Annotated in this window: 18 protein-coding genes; 8 read left to right on the top strand and 10 right to left on the bottom strand. The window is 62.1% G+C overall.

Going from position 1 to position 20,555, the window contains the following annotated elements:
* A partial coding sequence (locus AA309_RS14030) for a glycosyltransferase family protein (RefSeq protein ID WP_047189583.1) occupies positions 1-898 on the bottom strand: 898 nt, incomplete at its 3' end.
* A 268-nt stretch (positions 899-1,166) separates the two neighbouring features.
* Between AA309_RS14030 and AA309_RS14025 the strand changes: the two genes are divergently transcribed.
* The 3 genes from AA309_RS14025 (at position 1,167) to AA309_RS32030 (ending at position 5,454) form a co-directional block, all read left to right on the top strand.
* Positions 1,167-3,761, top strand: a complete 2,595-nt coding sequence (locus tag AA309_RS14025) for an ABC transporter ATP-binding protein (RefSeq protein ID WP_244470350.1) — start codon at positions 1,167-1,169, stop codon at positions 3,759-3,761.
* Positions 3,758-4,204 (top strand): Crp/Fnr family transcriptional regulator, encoded by a 447-nt coding sequence (locus AA309_RS14020; protein WP_047189581.1) that lies wholly within the window; start codon positions 3,758-3,760, stop codon positions 4,202-4,204. Before AA309_RS14025 ends, AA309_RS14020 begins: the two co-directional genes overlap by 4 nt.
* A 173-nt stretch (positions 4,205-4,377) precedes the next feature.
* On the top strand, positions 4,378-5,454 hold the full coding sequence (locus AA309_RS32030; protein ID WP_150117551.1) for a transglycosylase SLT domain-containing protein: 1,077 nt from the start codon (positions 4,378-4,380) through the stop codon (positions 5,452-5,454).
* Here AA309_RS32030 and AA309_RS14010 read toward each other — a convergent pair whose 3' ends face one another.
* Both AA309_RS14010 and AA309_RS14005 read right to left on the bottom strand, forming a co-directional pair.
* Positions 5,455-5,691: an Lrp/AsnC ligand binding domain-containing protein gene (locus tag AA309_RS14010; RefSeq protein ID WP_047189580.1), complete on the bottom strand. Its 237-nt coding sequence runs from the start codon at positions 5,689-5,691 to the stop codon at positions 5,455-5,457.
* Between the two features lie 95 nt (positions 5,692-5,786).
* Complete coding sequence (locus tag AA309_RS14005) at positions 5,787-7,091, bottom strand: UDP-glucose dehydrogenase family protein (protein WP_047189579.1); 1,305 nt, start codon at positions 7,089-7,091, stop codon at positions 5,787-5,789.
* A gap of 159 nt (positions 7,092-7,250) precedes the next feature.
* Between AA309_RS14005 and AA309_RS14000 the strand changes: the two genes are divergently transcribed.
* The gene (locus AA309_RS14000) at positions 7,251-8,258 is read left to right on the top strand and encodes an asparaginase (RefSeq protein ID WP_047189578.1); all 1,008 of its coding nucleotides are present in this window, start codon (positions 7,251-7,253) and stop codon (positions 8,256-8,258) included.
* A 157-nt stretch (positions 8,259-8,415) separates the two neighbouring features.
* On the opposite strand, the gene meaB is transcribed toward AA309_RS14000, so the two are convergent.
* Both meaB and AA309_RS13990 read right to left on the bottom strand, forming a co-directional pair.
* On the bottom strand, positions 8,416-9,402 hold the full coding sequence (gene meaB / locus AA309_RS13995) for a methylmalonyl Co-A mutase-associated GTPase MeaB (protein WP_047189577.1): 987 nt from the start codon (positions 9,400-9,402) through the stop codon (positions 8,416-8,418).
* 32 nt (positions 9,403-9,434) lie between these two features.
* Positions 9,435-10,223, bottom strand: a complete 789-nt coding sequence (locus tag AA309_RS13990) for a DUF3750 domain-containing protein (RefSeq protein WP_244470349.1) — start codon at positions 10,221-10,223, stop codon at positions 9,435-9,437.
* A gap of 141 nt (positions 10,224-10,364) precedes the next feature.
* Here AA309_RS13990 and AA309_RS13985 point away from each other — a divergent pair, with 141 nt between their 5' ends.
* The 3 genes from AA309_RS13985 (at position 10,365) to AA309_RS13975 (ending at position 14,157) form a co-directional block, all read left to right on the top strand.
* Complete coding sequence (locus tag AA309_RS13985) at positions 10,365-11,342, top strand: alpha/beta hydrolase (protein WP_047189576.1); 978 nt, start codon at positions 10,365-10,367, stop codon at positions 11,340-11,342.
* Between the two features lie 103 nt (positions 11,343-11,445).
* Positions 11,446-12,432 carry a Bug family tripartite tricarboxylate transporter substrate binding protein gene (locus tag AA309_RS13980; protein WP_047189575.1) on the top strand — a complete coding sequence of 329 codons (987 nt, stop codon included), beginning with the start codon at positions 11,446-11,448 and terminating at the stop codon, positions 12,430-12,432.
* A gap of 135 nt (positions 12,433-12,567) precedes the next feature.
* Positions 12,568-14,157: an adenylate/guanylate cyclase domain-containing protein gene (locus AA309_RS13975; RefSeq protein WP_150117550.1), complete on the top strand. Its 1,590-nt coding sequence runs from the start codon at positions 12,568-12,570 to the stop codon at positions 14,155-14,157.
* 6 nt (positions 14,158-14,163) lie between these two features.
* Here AA309_RS13975 and scpA read toward each other — a convergent pair whose 3' ends face one another.
* From scpA to AA309_RS13955, 4 genes are all read right to left on the bottom strand, one after another.
* The gene (gene scpA / locus AA309_RS13970; protein ID WP_047189574.1) at positions 14,164-16,332 is read right to left on the bottom strand and encodes a methylmalonyl-CoA mutase; all 2,169 of its coding nucleotides are present in this window, start codon (positions 16,330-16,332) and stop codon (positions 14,164-14,166) included.
* Between the two features lie 98 nt (positions 16,333-16,430).
* Positions 16,431-16,799: a hypothetical protein gene (locus tag AA309_RS13965; protein ID WP_047189654.1), complete on the bottom strand. Its 369-nt coding sequence runs from the start codon at positions 16,797-16,799 to the stop codon at positions 16,431-16,433.
* Between the two features lie 144 nt (positions 16,800-16,943).
* On the bottom strand, positions 16,944-17,327 hold the full coding sequence (locus AA309_RS13960; RefSeq protein ID WP_052954715.1) for a hypothetical protein: 384 nt from the start codon (positions 17,325-17,327) through the stop codon (positions 16,944-16,946).
* 46 nt (positions 17,328-17,373) lie between these two features.
* Positions 17,374-19,233 (bottom strand): methylmalonyl-CoA mutase family protein, encoded by a 1,860-nt coding sequence (locus AA309_RS13955; protein ID WP_047189573.1) that lies wholly within the window; start codon positions 19,231-19,233, stop codon positions 17,374-17,376.
* 187 nt (positions 19,234-19,420) lie between these two features.
* Between AA309_RS13955 and AA309_RS13950 the strand changes: the two genes are divergently transcribed.
* Positions 19,421-20,014, top strand: coding sequence for a dioxygenase family protein (locus AA309_RS13950; protein WP_047189652.1), 594 nt, complete (start codon positions 19,421-19,423; stop codon positions 20,012-20,014).
* Positions 20,015-20,128: 114 nt separating this feature from the next.
* Here AA309_RS13950 and AA309_RS13945 read toward each other — a convergent pair whose 3' ends face one another.
* Positions 20,129-20,509 (bottom strand): DUF2267 domain-containing protein, encoded by a 381-nt coding sequence (locus tag AA309_RS13945; protein ID WP_047189572.1) that lies wholly within the window; start codon positions 20,507-20,509, stop codon positions 20,129-20,131.
* Between the last annotated feature and the right edge of the window lie 46 nt (positions 20,510-20,555).

Below are 20,555 nucleotides of genomic sequence, written 5' to 3'. Positions count from 1 at the left end.
AGGCTATGGCGTCGAGCTTCGGCTGCTGGGCGATGCGTTCCACGAAGGCGCGGCGCTGATCGCGGTCGATGAAGGGCCCAAAGACGATCAGGGCAGGTTGCTCCAGCGTCGGGTCGGCCTCATAGGCCGAGATCACCCAGTCGACGAGGTCGTCACCGTCCCCGCCACCGCCGGTGGTGACCAGAATGAAAGGCTGCTTCGTGATCTTCGGGTATTTGGTCAGCGATGGGGTGGGCGGCACCTCCCGGCGCAGATAGCCGGTATAGGTGATGCGCTTTTTCACGCTTGCGGGCAGGTCGAACGCCTTGAGGGGCTGATAGACATCCTTGAGGCCATAGACCCAGATCTCGTCGTAGTAGCGGAGAGCTTCCTTCGCGCCTTTCCGCTCCCACTCGGGAACGAGGAGGGCGGGTTCGTCCATCACGTCCCGGATGCCGAGCACGAGGTGGCAGCCGCTCGCCTGAAGATAGTCGAGGGCTGGCATCACCTCGCCGCGAAAGCCGGTAGGCTCCTTGTCGACGATGAATACGTCCGGCTGGAACGCCTTCGCAGTCTGCATGATGAGCGCCTGACGCAGGCCGACGGCCTCATCGATGCTCACATTGAGGTTGAGGCTGCGGTAGTCTCCATCCGGGAGCTTGGTCACGCCGGGAATACGGATGTAGTCGACACCGCTGCCGAACTCGAAATTGCCGATGACGGGCGAGCCCGAGATGATCACCACCGAAGCGTCTGGCCTGTCTCCGACGATGGCGTTGGCAATGGCACGCGAACGGCGCAGGTGACCAAGTCCGAAGGTGTCGTGGCTGTAGATTAGAACCCGGGGGCCCCTGGTTCCTTCGGATCTGGCCGAGCGCGGATCGGAGTCCTTGTTCACGCTGGTTGCCAAATCCGCCATGCGGGTACCCCCTGGTAGGAGGTGCATCGGTTGACGACGCATCCTCCGTCTCTACCTCTTCTAAAGCCCCACCCGATCAGATAAAGCAGTGATCAAGATCGGGAAGAGGTTCATTCCAGAGTCTAAGTGGTATAACTTTACATCAATGGAAAAGAGCCTCTTTCGATATATATGGACTCACTCAAAGCGCGACCAGCTCTTCATTTGCTTCGTTGTGCTTCTGTCCCAGCCTTTTTATTTCATTTCACTGGACCTCCCTCGCCAGATCGTGAACCAGGCTATCCAGGGTGAGGCCTTCAAGGATGGGAATGTCACGGCACCCTTCCTGGAGCTGGGCTTCGATTGGCCGCAATGGTTGGGCGGCGGGTCCGTGCAGATCTTCGAGGGTTTCCAGGTGGGCAGAATAGGCCTGCTGATTGGGCTCTCCTGCCTCTTCCTGTTCTTCGTCGTCGTGAACAACGGCTTCAAATATTGGGTCAACGTCTCCAAGGGCGTGCTTGGAGAGCGGATGCTCAGGCGCATGCGCTTCGATCTGTTCGCGATGGTGCTGCGCTTCACGCCGGAGGCGCTGCGCACCGTCAAGTCGTCCGAGACCGCCACCATCATCAAGGACGAGGTCGAGCCTATTGGCGGCTTCATCGGGGATGCCTTCATCACGCCCGTCTTGCTGGGGCTTCAGGCCTCGACGGCGCTCTTCTTCATCATGGTGCAAAACGTCTGGCTCGGCCTCATGGCGCTAGGGGTTATTGCCTTGCAGTTCACCATCATTCCCCGGTTGCGGCGCGAGCTTCTGCGTCTGGGCAAGCAGCGCCAGCTCGCGTCTCGTGAACTCGCAGGGCGCATCGGCGAGGTGCTCGACGGCATCGAGGTCGTGCACGTGCATAATGCCTATGCCTGGGAGAGGGCGGAAATTGGCAATCGCCTCTTCGGGCTCTTCAATATCCGTCTGAAGATTTACAATCGCAAATTTGCGGTCAAATTCCTCAATAACTTCCTGTCGCAGGTCACGCCATTCTTGTTCTACGCAGTGGGTGGTTATTTCGCCCTGCGCGGTACGCTCGATATTGGTCAGCTGGTCGCCGTTATCAGCGCCTATCGCGAATTGCCGCCGCCCCTGAAGGAGCTGATCGACTGGGACCAGCAGCGTCTCGACGTGCAGGTGAAATACGATCAGGTCACCCAGCATTTCGCGGAAGAACGGCTGGGCCCGATGATCGAGCCCAAAGAGGAGGAAGAGGACGCGCCGCTGGTCGGCTCTCTCACGGCCGAAAATCTCTGCCTCAGCGGATCTCATGGGGACACGATCATCGACAACGCCTCCTTCTCGCTGGGTTTGCCAGCGAAGGTCGCGCTGATTTCCAATGGCAGCCCCGCCGCAAGCATGATGGCTCGCGTCCTGGCCCGCCGAATTCCAAATTTCAGCGGCCGTATTTGCTTCGGTGATCGGGATCTCGCGCAACTTCCCGCTTCCGTGGCCGGCCGCAGGATTGCCTATGCGGGTGTGGATCCCATCCTCTTCCCCGGCAGCATTCGCGACAACCTCATCTATGGCTTGCGCACCAAGCCCATGGGTCAATCCGAGGAGGACAGACGAGAAGCGGCCCGCCGCCTGGCCGAGGCCGCGCGAAGCGGGAACCCTTTTGAGAGCATCTCCGATCAGTGGGTCGATTATCGACGGGTTGGCGTAAAGGACGAGCAGGAGCTTGACCGGGTGTTGGTGAGCCTCCTGGAAAGGGTCGAGATGGGCGAGGCGATCTACCTGTTCGGTCTCGTGGGCCGGATTGATCCCGAGCGCCATACTGCCCTTGCAGAACGGCTTGTCGAAGCAAGGAGCCGCCTGCGGGAGAATTTCCGTTCGAATGGCATGGCCGATCTCGTCGAGCCCTTCGATCTCGACCGCTATAACGATCAATCCACGGTCGCCGAGAACCTTTTGTTCGGCGTTCCGGTCTCGGGCGAATTCATGGGGCGCAATTTGGCCCTGAACCCGCAGTTCCGTAGCGCCATCGACAAGGCGGAGCTGACCGACGATCTCACGACCATGGGTCTGCAGATTGCCGAGACCATGACGGAAATCTTCCAGGGACTGCCGCCGGGGCATCCCCTCTTCGCGCAGTTTTCTTTTATCGGCGCGGATGAACTGCCGGAGTTCCAGGCCATTCTTCGGCGGCGAGCAAGGGGCGCGACCGATCTGAAACAGGAGGCGCGCACGCGACTCCTCGCATTGCCCCTGGCCTATATCGAGGCCCGCCATCGCCTGGGACTTCTGGACGACGACCTTAAGAAGCGGATCGTCGAGACGCGCAGCCTTGTCCGGGAAACCCTTGAAAAGGGATTTGCAACCGGCGTCGAGTTCTACGATCCCGAGAGGATCTGCTCGGCGGCGCCCTTGCGAGACAACCTTCTGTTCGGCCGGGTCAATTACCAGGTGGCCGACGCTCGACATCGGGTGGCCGAAGCGATAGCGGCGGTCATCCGGGAGTTCGACCTCCTGGAGGATGTGGAGCGCATCGGTCTCGACCACGAGGTCGGCACGGCAGGCAGACTTCTGTCGCCGCAGGAGCGCGCCAGCGTCAATCTGGTGCGCTGTCTGGTGAAGCGCCCCGATATCATGATCATCGATGGGGCGCTCGCTCCCTTTGACGAGGAACGTGCCGAGAGAATTCTTCAGGCGCTCTTCGACTATCTTGATCAACAAAGCCTGTTCATGGTGCTGCCCAATGATCGACAGGCGGCGGCTTTCGATGTTCAGATACGGGTGAGCGACGGACGTATTGTCACGGAGAAGACGGCTGGTCCGCAGGGAAGGGCTCCCAAGCCCGGAGCGGAGGCCGCCCAGAGCGTAGCAGGAGAGGTGGCATGACCCTTGAAACCGAGGTTCAGTCCCTGAGACAGGTGCCGATGTTCCGGGACATTGACCCGGCAAGGCTCAAGCTTCTCGCCTTCACCAGCGAGCGGGTGCAATTTGCCACCGGCCAGCGATTCTTCTCGCAGGGCGACCCGTCCGATGCCGCTTATGTGCTCCTTGATGGGCGTGCGAGCGTGCTCCTCAATACCCCTAATGGAGAAATCCAGGTCGCTGAGCTTTCAAGCAATGCGCTTGTCGGCGAGATGGGCATTTTGTCCGACACGCCTCGTTCCGCAACGATCATGGCCGCCGAGCCGACCACGGCGCTTCGCATCGATAAGCGCGTTTTCCTCGAACTTCTGGCCCAATTCCCCCAGATGTCACTGGCCGTCATGCGCGAATTGGCACAGCGCCTCGAGCGCACGAATGCGCAGCTCGTGGCTCAGTCTTCCTCATAAAATCCTCGGATTTAGGGATCCTTTCCAGGGGAAAAGACGCTTTTTAGGCCTGTGAGATTGGCTTCTTACGGCCAAGCTGTCCGATTCTCGACACATCTACCCGTCAACTCTTGTCCCAGAATGACACAAGGGGTGGTTCGGACCCAACACCGAACCTTGCGGGAACAAGTGTGATGCCGAGTAATGCAAGAACGCTGCTATGCGCTGTGCCGCAACCTGTTGCGGATCCGCGCCAAGGCGGCCGCCGCCGCCGAACGGTTCGTGTGGCCCTTGCTCTGGGCCTGATGGTTGGATTCCAGGGGGTGACGGCGGGTCCTGCCGCCGTCGCCACCCTGCCCACCGCCCTGGCGGAGTACAATCCCCCGGTGAAGCCGCTGGTGGCGGCCGATCCTGTGACCGCTTCAGTGGCCTTTACGCCGGAGCTCGGCAAGCAGCCGGGCCTCTTCCAAGCCATTATCGACGGTGCGTTCTCGCTTAAGAAGCGCAAGGCAAAGCCGGAACGGCAGGAGCTTCTCCCGGAGGCCTTCGGCAATCCGGACGAGATCATCCCCTTCAACGGGCGCAATATCCCGCGCTGGCTGGTTCACTCCATCCTCAAGGCGGCCCATGTGACGGGCGTGGACCCGGTCTACATGATGACGCTGGCCGACGTGGAATCGAGCCTCTCGCCCGAGGCCAAGGCTCCGACCTCCTCTGCCGAGGGCCTGTTCCAGTTCATCGACCGCACCTGGCTCGAGATCGTTGCCATGCACGCCGCCGATTACGGCTTCACTGCCGCAGCCGAGGCCATCCGTATGGTCAATGGCGAGCCGACGGTGAGCGACAAGGATCGGGAGTGGATCATGAATCTGCGCACCGATCCCTACTTCTCGGCGCTGATGGCGGGCGAACTGATCAAGGACGTGGAGCGCGCCCTTATCGCTCAAGGAGAGCGCGAACTCGCAGAAGCCGAGCTCTACCTTGCTCACTTCCTGGGCGCGAAGAGCGCCGTGCGCTTCCTTGAGGTTCTGGACCAGGACCCGAACATGAGGGCTTCCAAGCTCTTCCCGAAAGCCGCCAAGGCCAATACTGGCCTGTTCATGGAGGGCAAGGGCCGCAAGCGTCGCTCGGTCACGGTCGCCGAGCTCTACAACAAGATCGACTCGAAGATCGTCCGCCGTCTCGACCGCTACGACGGCATCGGCCCCTATCTCGCCGAGGTCACGCGTCCGGCCGTTGACGTGACGGAGACCAGCGCCGTCACGCAGTGATCAGAACGCCTTGAAGGTAATGATCGTGTGCGTGTCGGCGATCTCGGGGATGGATTGCACGTTCTCGGCAATGAAATGGCCGATATCGACGCCGTCATCCACGTGGAACTTGGCGAGGATGTCGTAATTGCCGGCCGTCGAGTAGATCTCGGACGCGATCTCCCGGTCGGCGAGGGCGTTGGCAACCGCGTAGGTCTTGCCGAGCTTGCATTTGATCTCGACGAAGAAGGTCTGCATGGGGCGCTCCAAAAGGCGTCGGCTTCAAGCAACGATGATGTAAGGGGAGGTATGACACGGGACGGCGTCCGGGTGAACATCTCTCCCGCCCGATGTCAGACTCGCCCGATGCTGAAGTAGGTGAAGCCGTTCTTGCGCATCTCTTCGGGGCGGTAGACGTTGCGCAGGTCCACCACCACGGGCTCGGTGAGGGCTGCCTTCAGCCGCTTGAGGTCGAGCGCCCGGAACATGTCCCATTCGGTGACGATCACCAGCGCATCCGCTCCTTGAGCGCAACCATAGGCGTCTCGGGCATATTCCACGTCCGTCAGCATGGCGCTCGCTGCCTGCATGCCTTCCGGATCATAGGCCCGCACCCGGGCACCTGCATCCTGCAGCGCCGTGATGATGTCGAGGGAAGGGGCTTCGCGCATATCGTCGGTATTGGGCTTGAAGGTCAGGCCCAGCATCGCGATCGTCTTGCCGCGCACGGAGCCGCCGCAGGCTGCGATGACTTTCCGCCCCATGGCGCGCTTGCGCTGGCTGTTGACCGCCGCCACCGTCTCCACGATGCGAATGGGCGCAGCGAAGTCCTGCGCCGTCTTGATCAGGGCCAGTGTGTCCTTCGGGAAGCACGAGCCGCCATAGCCGGGGCCTGCATGCAGGAACTTGGAGCCGATGCGGTTGTCCAGGCCGATGCCGCGAGCGACGTCCTGCACATTCGCGCCGACCTGCTCGCACAGATCTGCAATCTCATTGATGAAGGTGATTTTCGTGGCTAGGAACGCGTTGGCCGCATACTTCGTGAGTTCCGCCGTGCGCCGGGACATGGCCAGCACCGGGGACTGGTTGAGATAGAGCGGCCGATAGACCTCGCTCATCACCCCCTTGGCGCGGGGATCGTCGGTGCCGATGACGATGCGATCCGGGCGCTTGAAATCGGCGATGGCTGCGCCTTCGCGCAGGAACTCCGGGTTGGAGACCACCGCGAACTCCGCGTCGGGCCGGGTTTCGCGAATAATGCGCTCGACCTCGTCGCCGGTGCCCACGGGTACGGTGGATTTGGTGACCACCACCGTATAGCCGTTCATAGCAGACGCAATATCGCGGGCGGCCTGGTAGACATAAGAAAGGTCGGCATGGCCGTCGCCGCGGCGGGAGGGAGTGCCCACCGCGATGAACACCGCCTCGGCACTCTTGACGGCCTCGGACAGGCTGGTGGTGAAGGTCAGGCGCCCTTCGCGCACATTGTTGGCGACGAGATCGTCCAAGCCAGGCTCGAAGATCGGGATCTCACCGCGATTGAGGGCCTCGATCTTGCTCGGGTCCTTGTCCACGCAGCACACTTCATGGCCGAAATCCGCAAAGCAGGCCCCGGACACCAGCCCCACATAGCCTGACCCGATCATCGCAATGCGCATCAGGATCCCTCCTTTGTCTTGAGAGCGAGGGTTTAGGGCGCTTGAGGCTTGGCCGCAAGCCGGGGCTTCGAAAGGGGCAAAACTCTTTTGAAACAATACCCCCTTTGACATCTGGACAAAGCACGCCCAAAAGACCGCCGTTTCCAAAACGGGGCATTCATGGATAACCCTTTCCTTGTCGAGGTCACCCGCGGGCAGCTGGTCGAATCGCGCCACCGGGGCAGCATTTCCGTGGTCGATGCGGACGGTGCGACCGTTCTGTCGATCGGTGACGTGGACCGGCGCGTGTTTCCGCGCTCTGCGGTCAAGGCCCTCCAGGCCCTGCCGCTGCTCGAGCGCGGTATTGCTGATAAATTCGATTTGACGGACGAAGAGATCGCGCTGGCCTGCGCCTCCCATTCCGGTGAGTCGGAGCATGTGCGGGTGGCCGGGACCATGCTGGCCAAGGCCGGACGGGACGTGGGCTGCCTCGAATGCGGAACGCATTGGCCTATGGGTGAGTCGGCGAGCCGAGCGCTGGCGGCAGAGGGCAAAACCCCGAATGCCCTCCACAACAACTGCTCCGGCAAGCATGCAGGCTTCATCTGCTTGGCCTGCGGGACAGGCAACGACCCGAAGGGCTATGTGGGCGCGGACCATCCGGTGCAGCGCATGGTGCGCGAGACCCTGGAGGATGTGACGGGCGCCTGCCACTCGATGGAAAAGAGCGGCACCGACGGCTGCTCGATTCCGACTTATGCAATCCGGCTGCCTTCGCTCGCCTTCGGTTTTGCCAAGTTCGGCACGGGCGCCGGGCTCTCAGGCGAGGCCAGGGCAGCGGCAGAGCGCATCCGCAAGGCTGTTGCCGCTCATCCCTTCATGGTGGCTGGTACAGGACGCTTCGACACCAAGCTCATGGAGATCTTGAGGGAACGCGCCTTCGTGAAGGTCGGTGCCGAGGGCATCTATTGTGCCACGTTCCCGGAACTCGGCTACGGCATCGCCCTGAAGGTCGACGACGGTCACGTGCGGGCGGCGGAGGCCATGATGGCCGGCCTGGTTCTGCGTTTCCTGCCCCTGAACGATCAGGAGCGAGCCGCCGTCGAGGCATTGGCGCAACCGGTGTTCAAGAACTGGAACGGCATCGAGGTCGGCGGCATTCGCCTGACTCCGGCACTGTTGGGATAAGCCGCCTCCAAACGACGAAAGACAAAAGGCCGGAGATCATTTCTCCGGCCTTTCGTTTGGAAGTGGACAGTCTCCTTAAACAAGGCAGAAGTCGGCATAGGCGGGTGCGAGGCAGCTTGAATTTTGCGTCGGTTCAAAGTGCCGAGGGGGTTAAAGGCTAAAGACCGAGCAGCGACACGATCTCGCTTGCGCCGGCATTGGGGGAGAGGCTGCCCTCGGCAATGGCTTTCTCGATCTCTGGTACGCGTTTTTTCAAAGCGGGGTCCTGCGTGAGTCGCTCATGCATGCGCTCTTCGACCAGGGCCCACATCCACTTCGTGTCCTGAGCCCGCCGTTTGGCGGCGAGTTCGCCGGTCGCCTCAAAGCGTTTGCGGTGATCCAGCACCTTCATCCACAGCTCGTCGAGGCCCTGGCCGGTGAACCCCGAGATCGTCAGCACCGGCGGTGTCCAGGCAGGGGAGGCCGGGGCCAGGATGTGGAGGGCGGCCTTGTATTCGGCGGCTGCCGCTTTCGCCTTCGCGCCCGCATCGTCCGCCTTGTTGACGGCGATCAGGTCGGCAAGCTCCAGAATGCCCTTCTTGATGCCCTGCAGCTCGTCGCCTGCGCCGGGGAGCATGAGAACGAGGAAAAAGTCCGTTAGATCGGCCACTGCCGTTTCCGACTGTCCGACGCCGACAGTCTCCACCAGGATCACGTCGAAGCCTGCGGCCTCGCAGAGCAGCATCGTTTCTCGGGTCTTGGCGGCAACGCCGCCGAGCGTGCCCGATGAGGGGGAGGGGCGGATGAAGGCGTTCGGGTCGGCAGAGAGCCGCGCCATACGCGTCTTGTCGCCGAGGATCGCGCCGCCCGTGCGGGTGGAGCTGGGATCCACTGCGAGCACGGCGACCTTGTGGCCCTTCTCGGTCAGCATGGTGCCGAGCGAGTCGATGGTGGTGGATTTGCCCACCCCTGGCACACCGGTGATGCCGATGCGCACGGCCTTGCCCGTGCGGGGCATCAACTCCTGGAGGAGGGCGCGTGCGGCCTCCCGGTGATCGGGACGGCGGGATTCCATGAGCGTGATGGCACGCGCGAGCGCCGCGCGGTCGCCCCGCGCCACGGCCTCGGCCGTTACATCCGCTTTCCTGTGAGAACCCCCGCTCATAGGATTAGCCTTACCGGATTCGGCTTCGGCTTTCACCAAGTGATCGGGTCCATTCCGATCCGTCCCCAGGCAGGAATCTTGAGGGCAGGGCGGCGGATGTCGATTCCGGCGACCAGTCCCATGAAATCAAGCTCGATGCCCTCGACCCAGCCGAGTGCCAGGCCTGCGTAACCGGCGAGCGAGATTTGGACCCCGGTGCGGCTTGGAGTAAGCCCGACGAGATCCTGTAAGGGTCGCCAATCCTTGCCCAGGGCCGTTGGGGGCAGGGCGGCATTCAGCTCCGGCACCGAGCGCAACACATGAGCCACGAAGGTATTCGAATTGGGACCCGGCCAGGCGTTGTAGGACCCGTAAGCGGCATAAGGATAGGTCGTGACTGCCTCGCGGATCTGCGGGATCAGCCGTTGTGCATCCTCTCCCTCGATCAAAGCCACGGGATGCGGCGCATTGCCGAACCAGCGCCCGTCCGGCGCCCACCCGTTGGTCCGCACGGGGCTGCCCCAGCCGACCTTATCGTAGCGGGTATATTGGCTGGCACCTGCCTCCTTCACCACGATCCAGGTGTGGTGGGCGAAGATGCCGCGCCAGCGACCCACCCGTGCTGCATAGACCGCAACGATGGCCTGCGGCGCTTGCGAGACTGACGGAAGCAATTTTGCACTCGACCAATCCGCAGCGCGCCAATTGGGCGCGACATCCTCGCGCAGGGTCCACCAGAGGGCGTGGGTGCTTAAGGGCAGAATGAAGAGACCGATGATGACGAGAAGAATGCGGGAGAGGACAACCATCATGCCGATGGTATGGGGAGCCTCGCCAGCCATCAAGGCGCAGGGTCGCCTTATGCCGTTCACCAATGCTTTACCTTGGGGAGCAAGGAATGGGGGCATTTCCCGGCTTTGCCTTGCGCATGCCATGATCGGGGGCAACACAGCATCAACCCTCCTCTTTGATCCTCCGGCCTCATGTTGCTGTCCATCTCTCGCCTTGCCGTCGTCTGCCTGACCGCCATCACCCTCTCCGGGTGCATCGGGGACGACAATGCCCTGATGAGCCCGCTCTCCTCGCCGCTTCCGGGTCTGGAAAAGGACCCGAAGCTGCTGGTCGCCACCACGCGTCTGCCGGTCGGCGATCCGCCGAAGAAGCCCTGGTTCAGCAGCGAGCGCTCGCCGGATCTCGTCTATGCGGAAGCACGCCTGACACCGCCTTCCGGCTCACTCATCGGCCGTTCGGAATGGACGATCTCGAAGGTCGATTCCCTGAATCGCAACAATGCGGCTCAGGCCTTTGCGCAGGCAGCGTTCGGGCGTGACCTGCTGCTCTATGTTCACGGCTATCGCGAGAGCTTCGAGACGGCGGCTGCTTCCACGATCGATCTGTCGGAGGGCATCAAGTTCCCAGGCGCCACAGGCCTCTTCACTTGGCCTTCCGCCGCCTCCACCTTGAGCTACGTGGCCGACCGCGAGGCCGCGATGTGGTCGCGCGATGCACTGGAGGATCTGCTCACCGCCATCGCCAGGACGCCGAGCGGCGGGCGCATTCATATCGTGGCGCACAGCATGGGTACGCTGCTTACGCTCGAGACCCTGCGCATGCTGCGCGCTTCCGCTGGCGAGAGCGCCATGGAGCGCATCGGCGCGGTGGTGCTGGCGGCTCCCGATATCGACATCGATCTGTTCGCGCGAGGCTTGGAGCGACTGGGACCGGATGCGAAGAAGATCACCGTGATCAGCTCCACGAACGATCGCGCGCTTGCCATGTCGAGCCGTCTTGCGGGCGGTATCATCCGCGCGGGTGCGGCGGATCGCGAACGGCTGGAAGCTCTGGGCGTCCGCGTGGCCGACGCCTCTGAGTTCGGCGGCGGCATCATCAACCACGATCTCTTCCTCTCGAACAGGGAAGTGCAGCAGGTGGTGAAGCGGTCGATCGAGCGGGAGAAATAATCCCGTCCATCCGGGCAGCTCGCGCGGTTGCTGGGCACTCAGCTTGCCCGCAAGCAGTCCAGGATTAGTTCTTCCTTCAAGGATACCAACTTTGGAGGAAGCGATGATCTGGACCCGCCGCAACATTCTTGTCGGCATGGCTGTTGCATCCGCAGCCTCGATGTTCTCGAACTGGGGCGCCTTCTCGCAGACCGATTATCCTGGAAGGCCTGTCCGGGTCGTCGTGCCTTATGCGGCGGGTGGCGGAACGGACTTTTTCGCACGCTTGGTCTTTGCCGAAATCGGCAAGCAGCTCGGTCAGCAATTCGTCATCGAGAACAAGGCCGGTGCCGGTACCAATCTCGGCGCCGAGGCTGTCGCCAAGGCCGAGCCCGATGGCTATACGCTTCTCCTCGGCGACACCGCGACCTACGCCACCAATCGCACGCTCTATAGCAAGCTCGCGTTCGATCCTTACAAGGATTTCAGCCCGATCTCCTTGAGCGGCCGTTTCGCCCTCGTGCTGCTGGTCAACACGAACAAGCTCAACGTCAAATCGGTTCAGGAGCTTGTTGCTGTCGCCAAGCAGAATCCAGGCGGCATCACCTATGGCACGCCCGGCTTGGGAAGCCCGTTCCATCTCGCGACAGAACTCCTTGCGCAGGGTGCCGGGATCAAGCTGACCCATGTGCCGTATCGAGGAGCGGCTCCGGCTGTGCAGGATCTGGTGGCGGGCAACATCGGCATGATGTTCATCGATTTCGCGACGGCGCGCTCACAACTGTCGGGCCCCATCAAAGCCATTGCGGTCGCGTCGCCCGATCCGTTCGCAGGACTTCCTGGCGTGCCGCCTGTCGCCGCGGATTTCCCCGGCTTCGAGGCCTGGGCCTGGCAGGGAATCGTGGCGCCCGCCGGTACGCCGCCCGAGATCGTCGCAAAGCTCAACGAGGCCTATCGCCGTGCCGTGAGCCAGCCGGAGATCCGCGACAAGCTCATGGGCGCTGGCATCGAGGTGCTGCAAAGCACACCCGAAGAGATGTCGGCCTATATGCGAGCCGAGGGTGAGAAGTGGGAGAAGGTGATCAAGACCGCGAACATCAAGCTCGAATAAAGAAGGCCCTCCTTGAGATGGATACTGTTTCGAGCACGAACGAAACCTTCCGGCGCTTACGAATTAAAGGTTGCAAGGCCAGCCTCAAGAGCAAATGATCGACCTCACTGACAGGAGTTCTACAGTGAGGCTGGTATGGCTGGACTGGATGAACGGGCTTCCTATCAGCAACGCGTCATGGGGCCGTTGCTGATTGTAACAGTGATCCTTGGCGTTCTGGGCCTGCCTGTCGCCGTCTGGCTCGACCTGCGGCTCCTTTCGGAGCGCGTCCTGCGCATGCAGGCGAGCGAAGCCAGCCGCATCATCGACGACATGCGTAGCTACTACGGCAGCGATGTGGTCGGACGGGTGCTCCAGTCCCCCGGTCAAGTGACGGTCACCCACAATTATCACGACGTGCCCGGAGCCATTCCCATCCCAGCCACCCTCTCCATCGAACTCGGGAAACGCATCAGTGCCCATGACGGCTCGGTGAAGTACCATTTCGTTTCCGACATGCCATTCAAGGGGCGGGAGCCTCACCGGCTAGACGACTTCGAGAAGGACGCCATTGCCAGGCTCAGGGCCAATCCTCAGCAGACTATCGTGGAGGTTTCGGGAACCATCTTGGACAAGATCGTCCGCACGGCAGCTCCTGTCACCATGGGGCCGGTCTGCGTGAGCTGCCACAATACCCATCCCGACAGCCCGAAGACGGATTGGAAGGTCGGCGATGTGCGCGGCATCCAGGAGATTTCCGTCAATCAACCAATCTTCGCGAATGTTTCCTCGTTCAAATATTCCCTGATTTATCTGTCCCTGGCTTCAATGGCGGGGCTTGCTTGCATTTTCTTGCAGCGCCGACAGGAAAAGCTGATCCGCGGGATGAATCAGGAACTGACCGAGGCCAACGATTTCCTGGCCGGGATCTCGATGAAGCTCGCAAAGTATCTGTCGCCTCAGGTCTACAAGAGCATCTTCAGTGGACAGAAGGATGTGGCGATTGCCACCGAACGCAAGAAGCTCACGATATTCTTCTCCGACATCAAGGACTTCACCGCCATCTCTGACCGGCTGCAGCCGGAGGATCTCACGGAGCTTTTGAACGACTACTTTACCGAGATGTCCGCTATCGCTCTCCGGCACGGAGCGACTATCGACAAGTTCTTCGGCGATGCCATCCTCATCTTCTTCGGCGATCCGGACACCAAGGGCGTCGAGGAGGATGCGAGAGCATGCCTGCGTATGGCCGTCGACATGCAGCAGCACATGGAGCATCTGAACGCGATCTGGCGCAAGCGCGGCATCGAAACGCCCATGTGCGTCCGCATGGGCATCAACACGGGATTCTGCAACGTGGGCAATTTCGGCAGCAACGACCGGATGGCCTACACGATCATCGGTGCGGAGGCGAATCTCGCCGCCCGCCTGCAGGCCATTGCGGAACCAGGTGGGATCTGCCTGAGCTATGAGACCTATGCGCTTGTGCGCGACATGGTGCGGGCAAGGCCGCTTGAGCCCATCGTCATGAAGGGCATCAAGCGCGAGGTCGTGCCCTATGCCGTAGAGGGGCTCCTGGGCGAGCTCGCGCAAAGGCCGCAAGTCATCATCGAGCACGTGACCGGTCTCGACCTGTTCCTTGATCTCGATGCCATCAAGCAAGGCGAGGTCGAACGCGCGAGGCGGCGTCTCTCCGAGGCTCTGGCGGCTTTGGAGAAATCCCGTCTGACTGCGCAGGCGAGTTGAGGCAGCTTATTCCGCCGCTTGCTTGGGTCCATAGCCCAGTCTGCGGTTCAGCTCTTCGATCAGATTGACTGCCGCATCCGCAATCACCGTGCCGGGCGGGAAGATCGCCGAGGCGCCGGCCTTGTAAAGCGCGTCGAAATCCTGCGGCGGGATCACGCCGCCGACGACGATCATGATGTCCTCGCGGCTGAACTTGGCGAGCTCCGCTTTCAGCTCCGGCACGAGCGTCAGGTGGCCTGCTGCGAGCGACGAGACGCCGATGATGTGCACGTCGTTCTCGATGGCCTGACGGGCTGCTTCCGCAGGCGTCGCGAAGAGGGGGCCGATGTCGACGTCGAAGCCGAGATCGGCAAAGGCCGAGGCGATCACCTTCTGGCCGCGGTCGTGACCATCCTGGCCCATCTTGGCGACGAGAATGCGCGGACGGCGGCCATCGTCATGCTCGAACTGCTCCACCAGATGACGGACCTTCTCAACGGCAGGTGAAGCCATGCCGACCTCCCGCTTGTAGACGCCCGAGATTGCTTTGATCTCGGCGCGGTGACGGCCCCAGACCTTTTCGAGCGCGTCGGAAATTTCGCCCACCGTCGCCTTCGCGCGAGCAGCTTTGACCGCAAGATCGAGCAGGTTGCCCTGGCCCGTCGAAGCACCCTTCGAGAGCGCGTCGAGCGCGGCATCAACATCGGCCTGGTTGCGCTCGGCGCGCAGCTTTTTGAGCTTCTCGATCTGCTGCGCGCGTACCGCCGCGTTGTCGACCCTCAGAATGTCGATGGAGGCTTCGCCCGTGGGCTTGAAGGCGTTCACGCCGATGATCTTCTGGTTGCCTGAGTCGATGCGTGCCTGCGTGCGGGCCGCTGCTTCCTCGATCTTCAGCTTCGGAATGCCGGCCTCGATGGCCTTCGCCATGCCGCCGAGTGCTTCCACCTCCTGAATGTGGCTCCAGGCTTTCTCCGCGAGCTCCTTCGTCAGGCGCTCGACATAATACGAGCCGCCCCACGGATCGATGATGCGCGTGGTGCCGCTTTCCTGGGCTAAGAAGAGCTGCGTATTGCGGGCGATGCGTGCCGAGAAATCGGTGGGCAGCGCCAGCGCCTCGTCGAGCGCGTTGGTGTGCAGCGATTGCGTGTGGCCTTGGGTTGCCGCCATGGCTTCGACGCAGGTGCGAACCACGTTGTTGAACACGTCCTGCGCGGTGAGCGACCAGCCGGATGTCTGCGAGTGCGTGCGCAAGGGAAGCGACTTCTCGCTCTGCGGGTTGAAGCCCTTCACGAGCTTCGCCCAGAGCAGGCGCGCGGCGCGCATCTTGGCAACTTCCATGAAGAAGTTCATGCCGATCGCCCAGAAGAAGGAGAGGCGCGGTGCGAATTGATCGATGGTAAGGCCCGCCTGGATGCCGGCGCGGATATATTCCACGCCGTCGGCGAGCGTGTAGGCGAGCTCCAGATCCTGCGTCGCACCGGCTTCCTGCATGTGGTAGCCGGAGATCGAGATGGAGTTGAACTTCGGCATGTTCGCCGAGGTGTAGGCGAAGATGTCCGAAATGATGCGCATCGACCCTTTGGGCGGGTAGATGTAGGTGTTGCGCACCATGAACTCTTTGAGAATGTCGTTCTGGATCGTGCCCGAGAGCTTCGAGGCCGGAACGCCTTGTTCTTCGGCAGCCACGATATAGAGTGCGAGAATGGGCAGCACCGCGCCGTTCATGGTCATCGACACGCTCATCTGATCGAGCGGGATGCCGGCAAACAGCGTGCGCATGTCGTAGATGGAATCGATGGCGACACCCGCCATGCCCACATCGCCCGCTACGCGTGGATGATCCGAGTCATAGCCGCGATGGGTCGCGAGGTCGAAGGCGACGGAGAGGCCTTTCTGACCGGCGGCGAGATTGCGCCGATAGAAGGCGTTTGAATCCTCAGCCGTGGAGAAGCCTGCATATTGGCGCACGGTCCAGGGCTGATTCACATACATGGTAGGGTAGGGGCCGCGGAGATAGGGCGCGACGCCCGGGAACGTATCGAGAAAGTCGATCCCAGCTCGGTCCTCGGGGCCGTAGGCCTCTTTGACGGCAATGCCTTCCGGCGTGAGCCAAGGCTCCGGTTGAACCTGCGCCGCGGGCGAGGCTTGGGAAAGGCTAGGCCAACCGAGGGTCGAGAAATCTGGGATACGTGTCATGACCTTGAAACGGATGCCCTCGTCGAACTGGAGAGGTGTTGAATCTCGTCCATTCTAGGACATCCAAAACCATGAGGCTATCGGAGCATCGTCTAGGGTCAGCTCCGCTTCTCGGCGTTCCAGTAGCCCGAGCAGGAGCGCCCGCCGGACGTGGTCCAGGTGCCGCGGCCGGTTCTGCCCACGAGCCTGCCGGAGACGTTGGCTCTGTCCTGTCCCCGCGAAATGCTGGCGGAAACGGAGCCGTTGGAACGGACTTGACCGTTCACGTCGAACTGTTCCGGGCCGCCGTAGCGCGCGCGCCCGTTCTGAACGATCACCGAATAGCGATAGGCACGATCGCAGCCGCCCTGCTCGGTGACAACCTCGACGCTCCAGGTGCCGTCGAATTTATTGGTTTGTGCTTGGGCTGCGGGCGCAACGAGGGAGATCCCTAGGACCGCTGCGCCGAGCCAGGACATCATTCGCATCGAAAACTCCATGCCCACCATGGGATAGGCTGGAATAACGTGAGGTCCCGAACGGGGTTCCTCCCGGGAAAAGGGAGACACGGGCAACAAAAAACCGCCACATCGAACAATGCGGCGGCTGAGAATGCTTTGATCTTGTTCGCTTTAAGCCGGGCGCTTCTGAGCCGTCCAGCGGCCAGAGCACCCAAGCATGGCAAGCTGCCAAGTGCCGGAGCCCGACTTGCCGTTCAGGCGGCCGCTTGCATCGGCTTTGGCGATGCTGCGGCGGATGTCGAGATCGACCGTCCCGTCCGGACCAATCCGGCCCGATACGGTCGCCGGGGAGGATCCGGGGCTGGGAATGTAACGAACGCTGCCGTTCTCAACGGCGATGGAATAGCTGGCGCTGCTGTCGCAAGTGCCGGAATCCGTCGCCAACTGAACGCTCCAGATCCCGTCATGCTTGGCGCCAGGGGCGGCAAGCGCGCCGCCGATCATCGTCAAGCCGAGGCCCAGGGCCACAGCCGTTCGCTTCGCAAGACTCGTCAAACCGTGATCCTCCCGGTTTAAAAGGCCGGGAGGACGGCTCAAGGGCTTATGAGCAGGCCTTCTCCAAAGCCTCGCTCAGGACCTTGAGGGTGTCGCACCCAGCATAGATGAAAGTGGTGATGCCGGCGCCGGTCAGCTGTTCTTCGCGTTCTCCCGGGCGCCCTGCCAGGTAGATGGGTGCCAATCCTGCCTCGCGCAAGGTCTTGATGGCCTCGATCGCATGATTTTCGTAAATTTCATCTGACGAGCAGATGCATGAAAGCTTGGCTTTGCTTTTAAGGAAGGTCTGCTTAAGCTTTTCCGTATCGGAAAAGCCGTCGTTCATCACGGCTTCTATTCCGCCTGCCTCGAAGAAATTCTTGGCGAAAGTCGCGCGTGCCGTGAAGGCGGAGATCGGGCCGAGATTGGCAAGGAACACTTTCGGGCGCGCGCCAGTCTTGGCGAGGTAGGCGTCCGACAGGTCGCGCAGGCGCTCGAAGGCCTCCGCCGTACGGACGGAGGGCAGGGGCGTGACCGACACGGCAGCTTGGTCAGTCTCTTGCTTCGCCGCAGGAGCGGCCGGCATCAGCACCGTGACATCCGCCTCGTGGATGTTCGGGAATTCACTCGTGCCGGTGATCGGCTCCTTGCGGGTGGCAACCGCCTTCTCCCGCTGCGCGCGAACGGTGGCGATGCGGGTCTGGAGAGCCCCCTGCTTGAGGCTGTCGATGATGCCACCCTCGCGCTCGATCTCCTGAAAGAGACCCCAGGCTCTCTCGCAGAGCGCATCGGTGAGCGCCTCGAAGCCGCCGGCGCCTGCCGCAGGATCGGCCACGCGCCAGAGGTTCGACTCCTCCAGCAGGACCAGCTGGGTGTTGCGCGCCACGCGGCGAGCAAAGGCATCGGGCAGGCCGAGAGCCGCCGTGAAGGGCAGAACCGTGATCGCATCCGTCCCGCCGATGCCGGCGGAGAAGGTGGCAACCGTCGTACGGAGCATGTTCACCCACGGATCGCGCTTGGTTGTCATGCGCCAGGCGGTTTCCGCATGCAGGCGAACGGACTTCGGCTCCAGTCCGCAGGCCTGCTCCACTTGCGCCCAGAGGCGGCGCAGCGCCCGGAACTTCGCGACCGTGAGAAACTCGTCCGCATCCGCCACCAGCAGGAAGGACAAGGCCTTGCGGGCGGCATCGAGGGAATGGCCTTGGGACTCAAGCGCCCGCAGATAGCTGACGCCCGTGGCAAGAACAGCCGCCAATTCCTGCGCTTCGCTTGCGCCCGCCTCGTGATAGGGGCGTCCATCCGCCGTGAAGGCGCGGCCGTTGAAGCCTTTTTTGGTCAGGCTCTTCAGCATCGCGCCCATGCGGGTCGAGACTTCGTTCCACTCGACCGCAAGGCTGCCGATGGAGGCTAGACCGCCGATGGGGTCCATGCCGAGATCGAGCGAGAGGTCCGACAGCTTGTGGCCGCGCTTTTCGGCGAGTGCGATGAGAAGCTCCGCCGTGGGGCGGCCCTTGCCGCCCGCATCGAGGCGCAGATGGATGAGGTCCAGCATCACGCCGGAGAGCGCCTTGTCGAGATCCTCAACCCTTTCAATCTTGACGCCGAAGCCGCGCGCGGCGGGGGCTTTGCGGGTGACGAGGGTCAGCGCATCGGCGCCGTTTTCGAGATCGATGAGGGCGAGTTCATTGGCCTTGGCCGGATCGGGGTGATCCATCCGCTGGGATACGCGCCAGCGCCCGGCCTGCTCGCGTGCGATCCGGGCTGCTCCCTCCGCCTTTGGATAGAGCGGCTGGATCTCGATGCCGTCATGGGTGCGGCCGACGAGCTTCTTGGTGAAGTCGGCTCCCTTCAACACCCCCTCTACCAGCTTGAGCCATTGCTCGCGGGTAGCTTGAGGGAAATCGGCAGCGAGAGAGAGATCGTCCATGGATAGGTATCCTCGTCCGGAGGAGAGCAGCTTGAAAAATTGCGCCGGAAGATACCGGGTCGGAGGGAGCGTGGGAATGCCCTTAAAGGACGAGGAATTGTCCAGGTGCAGAACTTACATCTTTCAATCCACGCGGGATGTGACACCTTACTCCTCTAGGACGATGGATCTTCAGAAGGAGCGTCACATGAGCGTTACCCGACGTGATCTTGTCTCAGGACTCTTTGCTACGCCTGCTCTGGCCTTTCTCTCAGGGCGCCATGCCGTTGCGCAGAATGCCCCGTTCCCGCTGCCTCTCACGCCCGCCTGTGCCGACGAGCACGCGGTCACGCCATCGATGACCGAAGGGCCGTTCTACAAGCCCAAGAGTCCCTTGCGCAGCGATCTGACGGCTGGGGAGGTGAGTGGAACGCGCCTGAGGATCGGCGGTCATGTGGTTGATCGGTCCTGCCGCCCCATCGCCAACGCCATCGTCGAACTGTGGCAGGCTGACGGGAACGGTCAGTACGACAACGTTGGACATCGCCTGCGCGGCTATCAGAGAACCGATGCACAGGGACGCTGGTCGTTCACGACGGTCCTACCGGGCCAGTACCCGGGCCGTACACGCCACATCCATTTCAAGGTTCAGCGTGCCGGTGGACCGATCCTCACGACGCAGCTCTTCTTCCCCGGCGAGCCAGGAAATGAGCGGGATCGCCTCTTCAGGACCCAGCTTCTGTTCGATATCGAGAGCGCCGGTTCCGAACGTCTCGGGCGGTATGATTTCGTAATCGCTTAGTTCGCCGCACGTCGAAAGAAGCATCGACGCATTTGCGAATCTGTCCGACGACGATCCCGGATCGGCTTGCGCTGTCCGGGATCGTTGCAAAGAAAGGACTTAAACGGAAAGGACTTAAACGAACTGCGACAGGCCGGGGATCGCGCCCATGATGGTGCCCATCGTATCCTCGCCGGCCTTCTCACGGCCATAGGCAAAGAGTTCCTTTCCAAGCGGCTGCATCTGGCCCATGGAGACGCCGATGCCCATGAGCTGGCCACCGAGCGCCATCACGCCGCCGCCCATGGAGCCGATCATGCCCATCATGCCGCCGCTGGCGCCGGTCTTGGACTGCTCGATGGCGTCCTGAGCGCCCGGGAGGGCGGCGATCAGCTGGTTCACCTCGGTCTGCGGGCCCTCCTTCTGAAGGTAGCCGAGGATGAGGCCGATGGCCTTGCGGGCGGTGGCCTGATCGAGGCCGGTCTTCTGCGTCACGCGGGCGATGAGCTCGTCCATATGATTCTCCTGGTGCTGCTCGGGTATGATGGTTTAGCTCTAAACT

Origin of the sequence: Microvirga vignae (genome assembly GCF_001017175.1) — a bacterium.
Taxonomy (GTDB): Bacteria; Pseudomonadota; Alphaproteobacteria; order Rhizobiales; family Beijerinckiaceae; genus Microvirga; species Microvirga vignae.
The sequence above is the reverse complement of the archived record's forward strand: the minus strand, read 5'-3'. Positions and strand labels throughout refer to the sequence as shown.

What these genes read in the sequence shown, in the direction of transcription:
- AA309_RS13945 (WP_047189572.1), bottom strand. Translation starts at nt 20,509, where the DNA reads ATGGACGAGCTCATCGCCCGCGTGACGCAGAAGACCGGCCTCGATCAG.
- AA309_RS14000 (WP_047189578.1), top strand. Translation starts at nt 7,251, where the DNA reads ATGGATAACCCTTTCCTTGTCGAGGTCACCCGCGGGCAGCTGGTCGAA.
- AA309_RS32030 (WP_150117551.1), top strand. Translation starts at nt 4,378, where the DNA reads ATGCCGAGTAATGCAAGAACGCTGCTATGCGCTGTGCCGCAACCTGTT.
- meaB (WP_047189577.1), bottom strand. Translation starts at nt 9,402, where the DNA reads ATGAGCGGGGGTTCTCACAGGAAAGCGGATGTAACGGCCGAGGCCGTG.
- scpA (WP_047189574.1), bottom strand. Translation starts at nt 16,332, where the DNA reads ATGACACGTATCCCAGATTTCTCGACCCTCGGTTGGCCTAGCCTTTCC.
- AA309_RS13980 (WP_047189575.1), top strand. Translation starts at nt 11,446, where the DNA reads ATGATCTGGACCCGCCGCAACATTCTTGTCGGCATGGCTGTTGCATCC.
- AA309_RS13975 (WP_150117550.1), top strand. Translation starts at nt 12,568, where the DNA reads ATGGCTGGACTGGATGAACGGGCTTCCTATCAGCAACGCGTCATGGGG.
- AA309_RS13955 (WP_047189573.1), bottom strand. Translation starts at nt 19,233, where the DNA reads ATGGACGATCTCTCTCTCGCTGCCGATTTCCCTCAAGCTACCCGCGAG.
- AA309_RS14010 (WP_047189580.1), bottom strand. Translation starts at nt 5,691, where the DNA reads ATGCAGACCTTCTTCGTCGAGATCAAATGCAAGCTCGGCAAGACCTAC.
- AA309_RS14005 (WP_047189579.1), bottom strand. Translation starts at nt 7,091, where the DNA reads ATGCGCATTGCGATGATCGGGTCAGGCTATGTGGGGCTGGTGTCCGGG.
- AA309_RS14020 (WP_047189581.1), top strand. Translation starts at nt 3,758, where the DNA reads ATGACCCTTGAAACCGAGGTTCAGTCCCTGAGACAGGTGCCGATGTTC.
- AA309_RS13965 (WP_047189654.1), bottom strand. Translation starts at nt 16,799, where the DNA reads ATGCGAATGATGTCCTGGCTCGGCGCAGCGGTCCTAGGGATCTCCCTC.
- AA309_RS13950 (WP_047189652.1), top strand. Translation starts at nt 19,421, where the DNA reads ATGAGCGTTACCCGACGTGATCTTGTCTCAGGACTCTTTGCTACGCCT.
- AA309_RS13985 (WP_047189576.1), top strand. Translation starts at nt 10,365, where the DNA reads ATGTTGCTGTCCATCTCTCGCCTTGCCGTCGTCTGCCTGACCGCCATC.
- AA309_RS13990 (WP_244470349.1), bottom strand. Translation starts at nt 10,223, where the DNA reads ATGGCTGGCGAGGCTCCCCATACCATCGGCATGATGGTTGTCCTCTCC.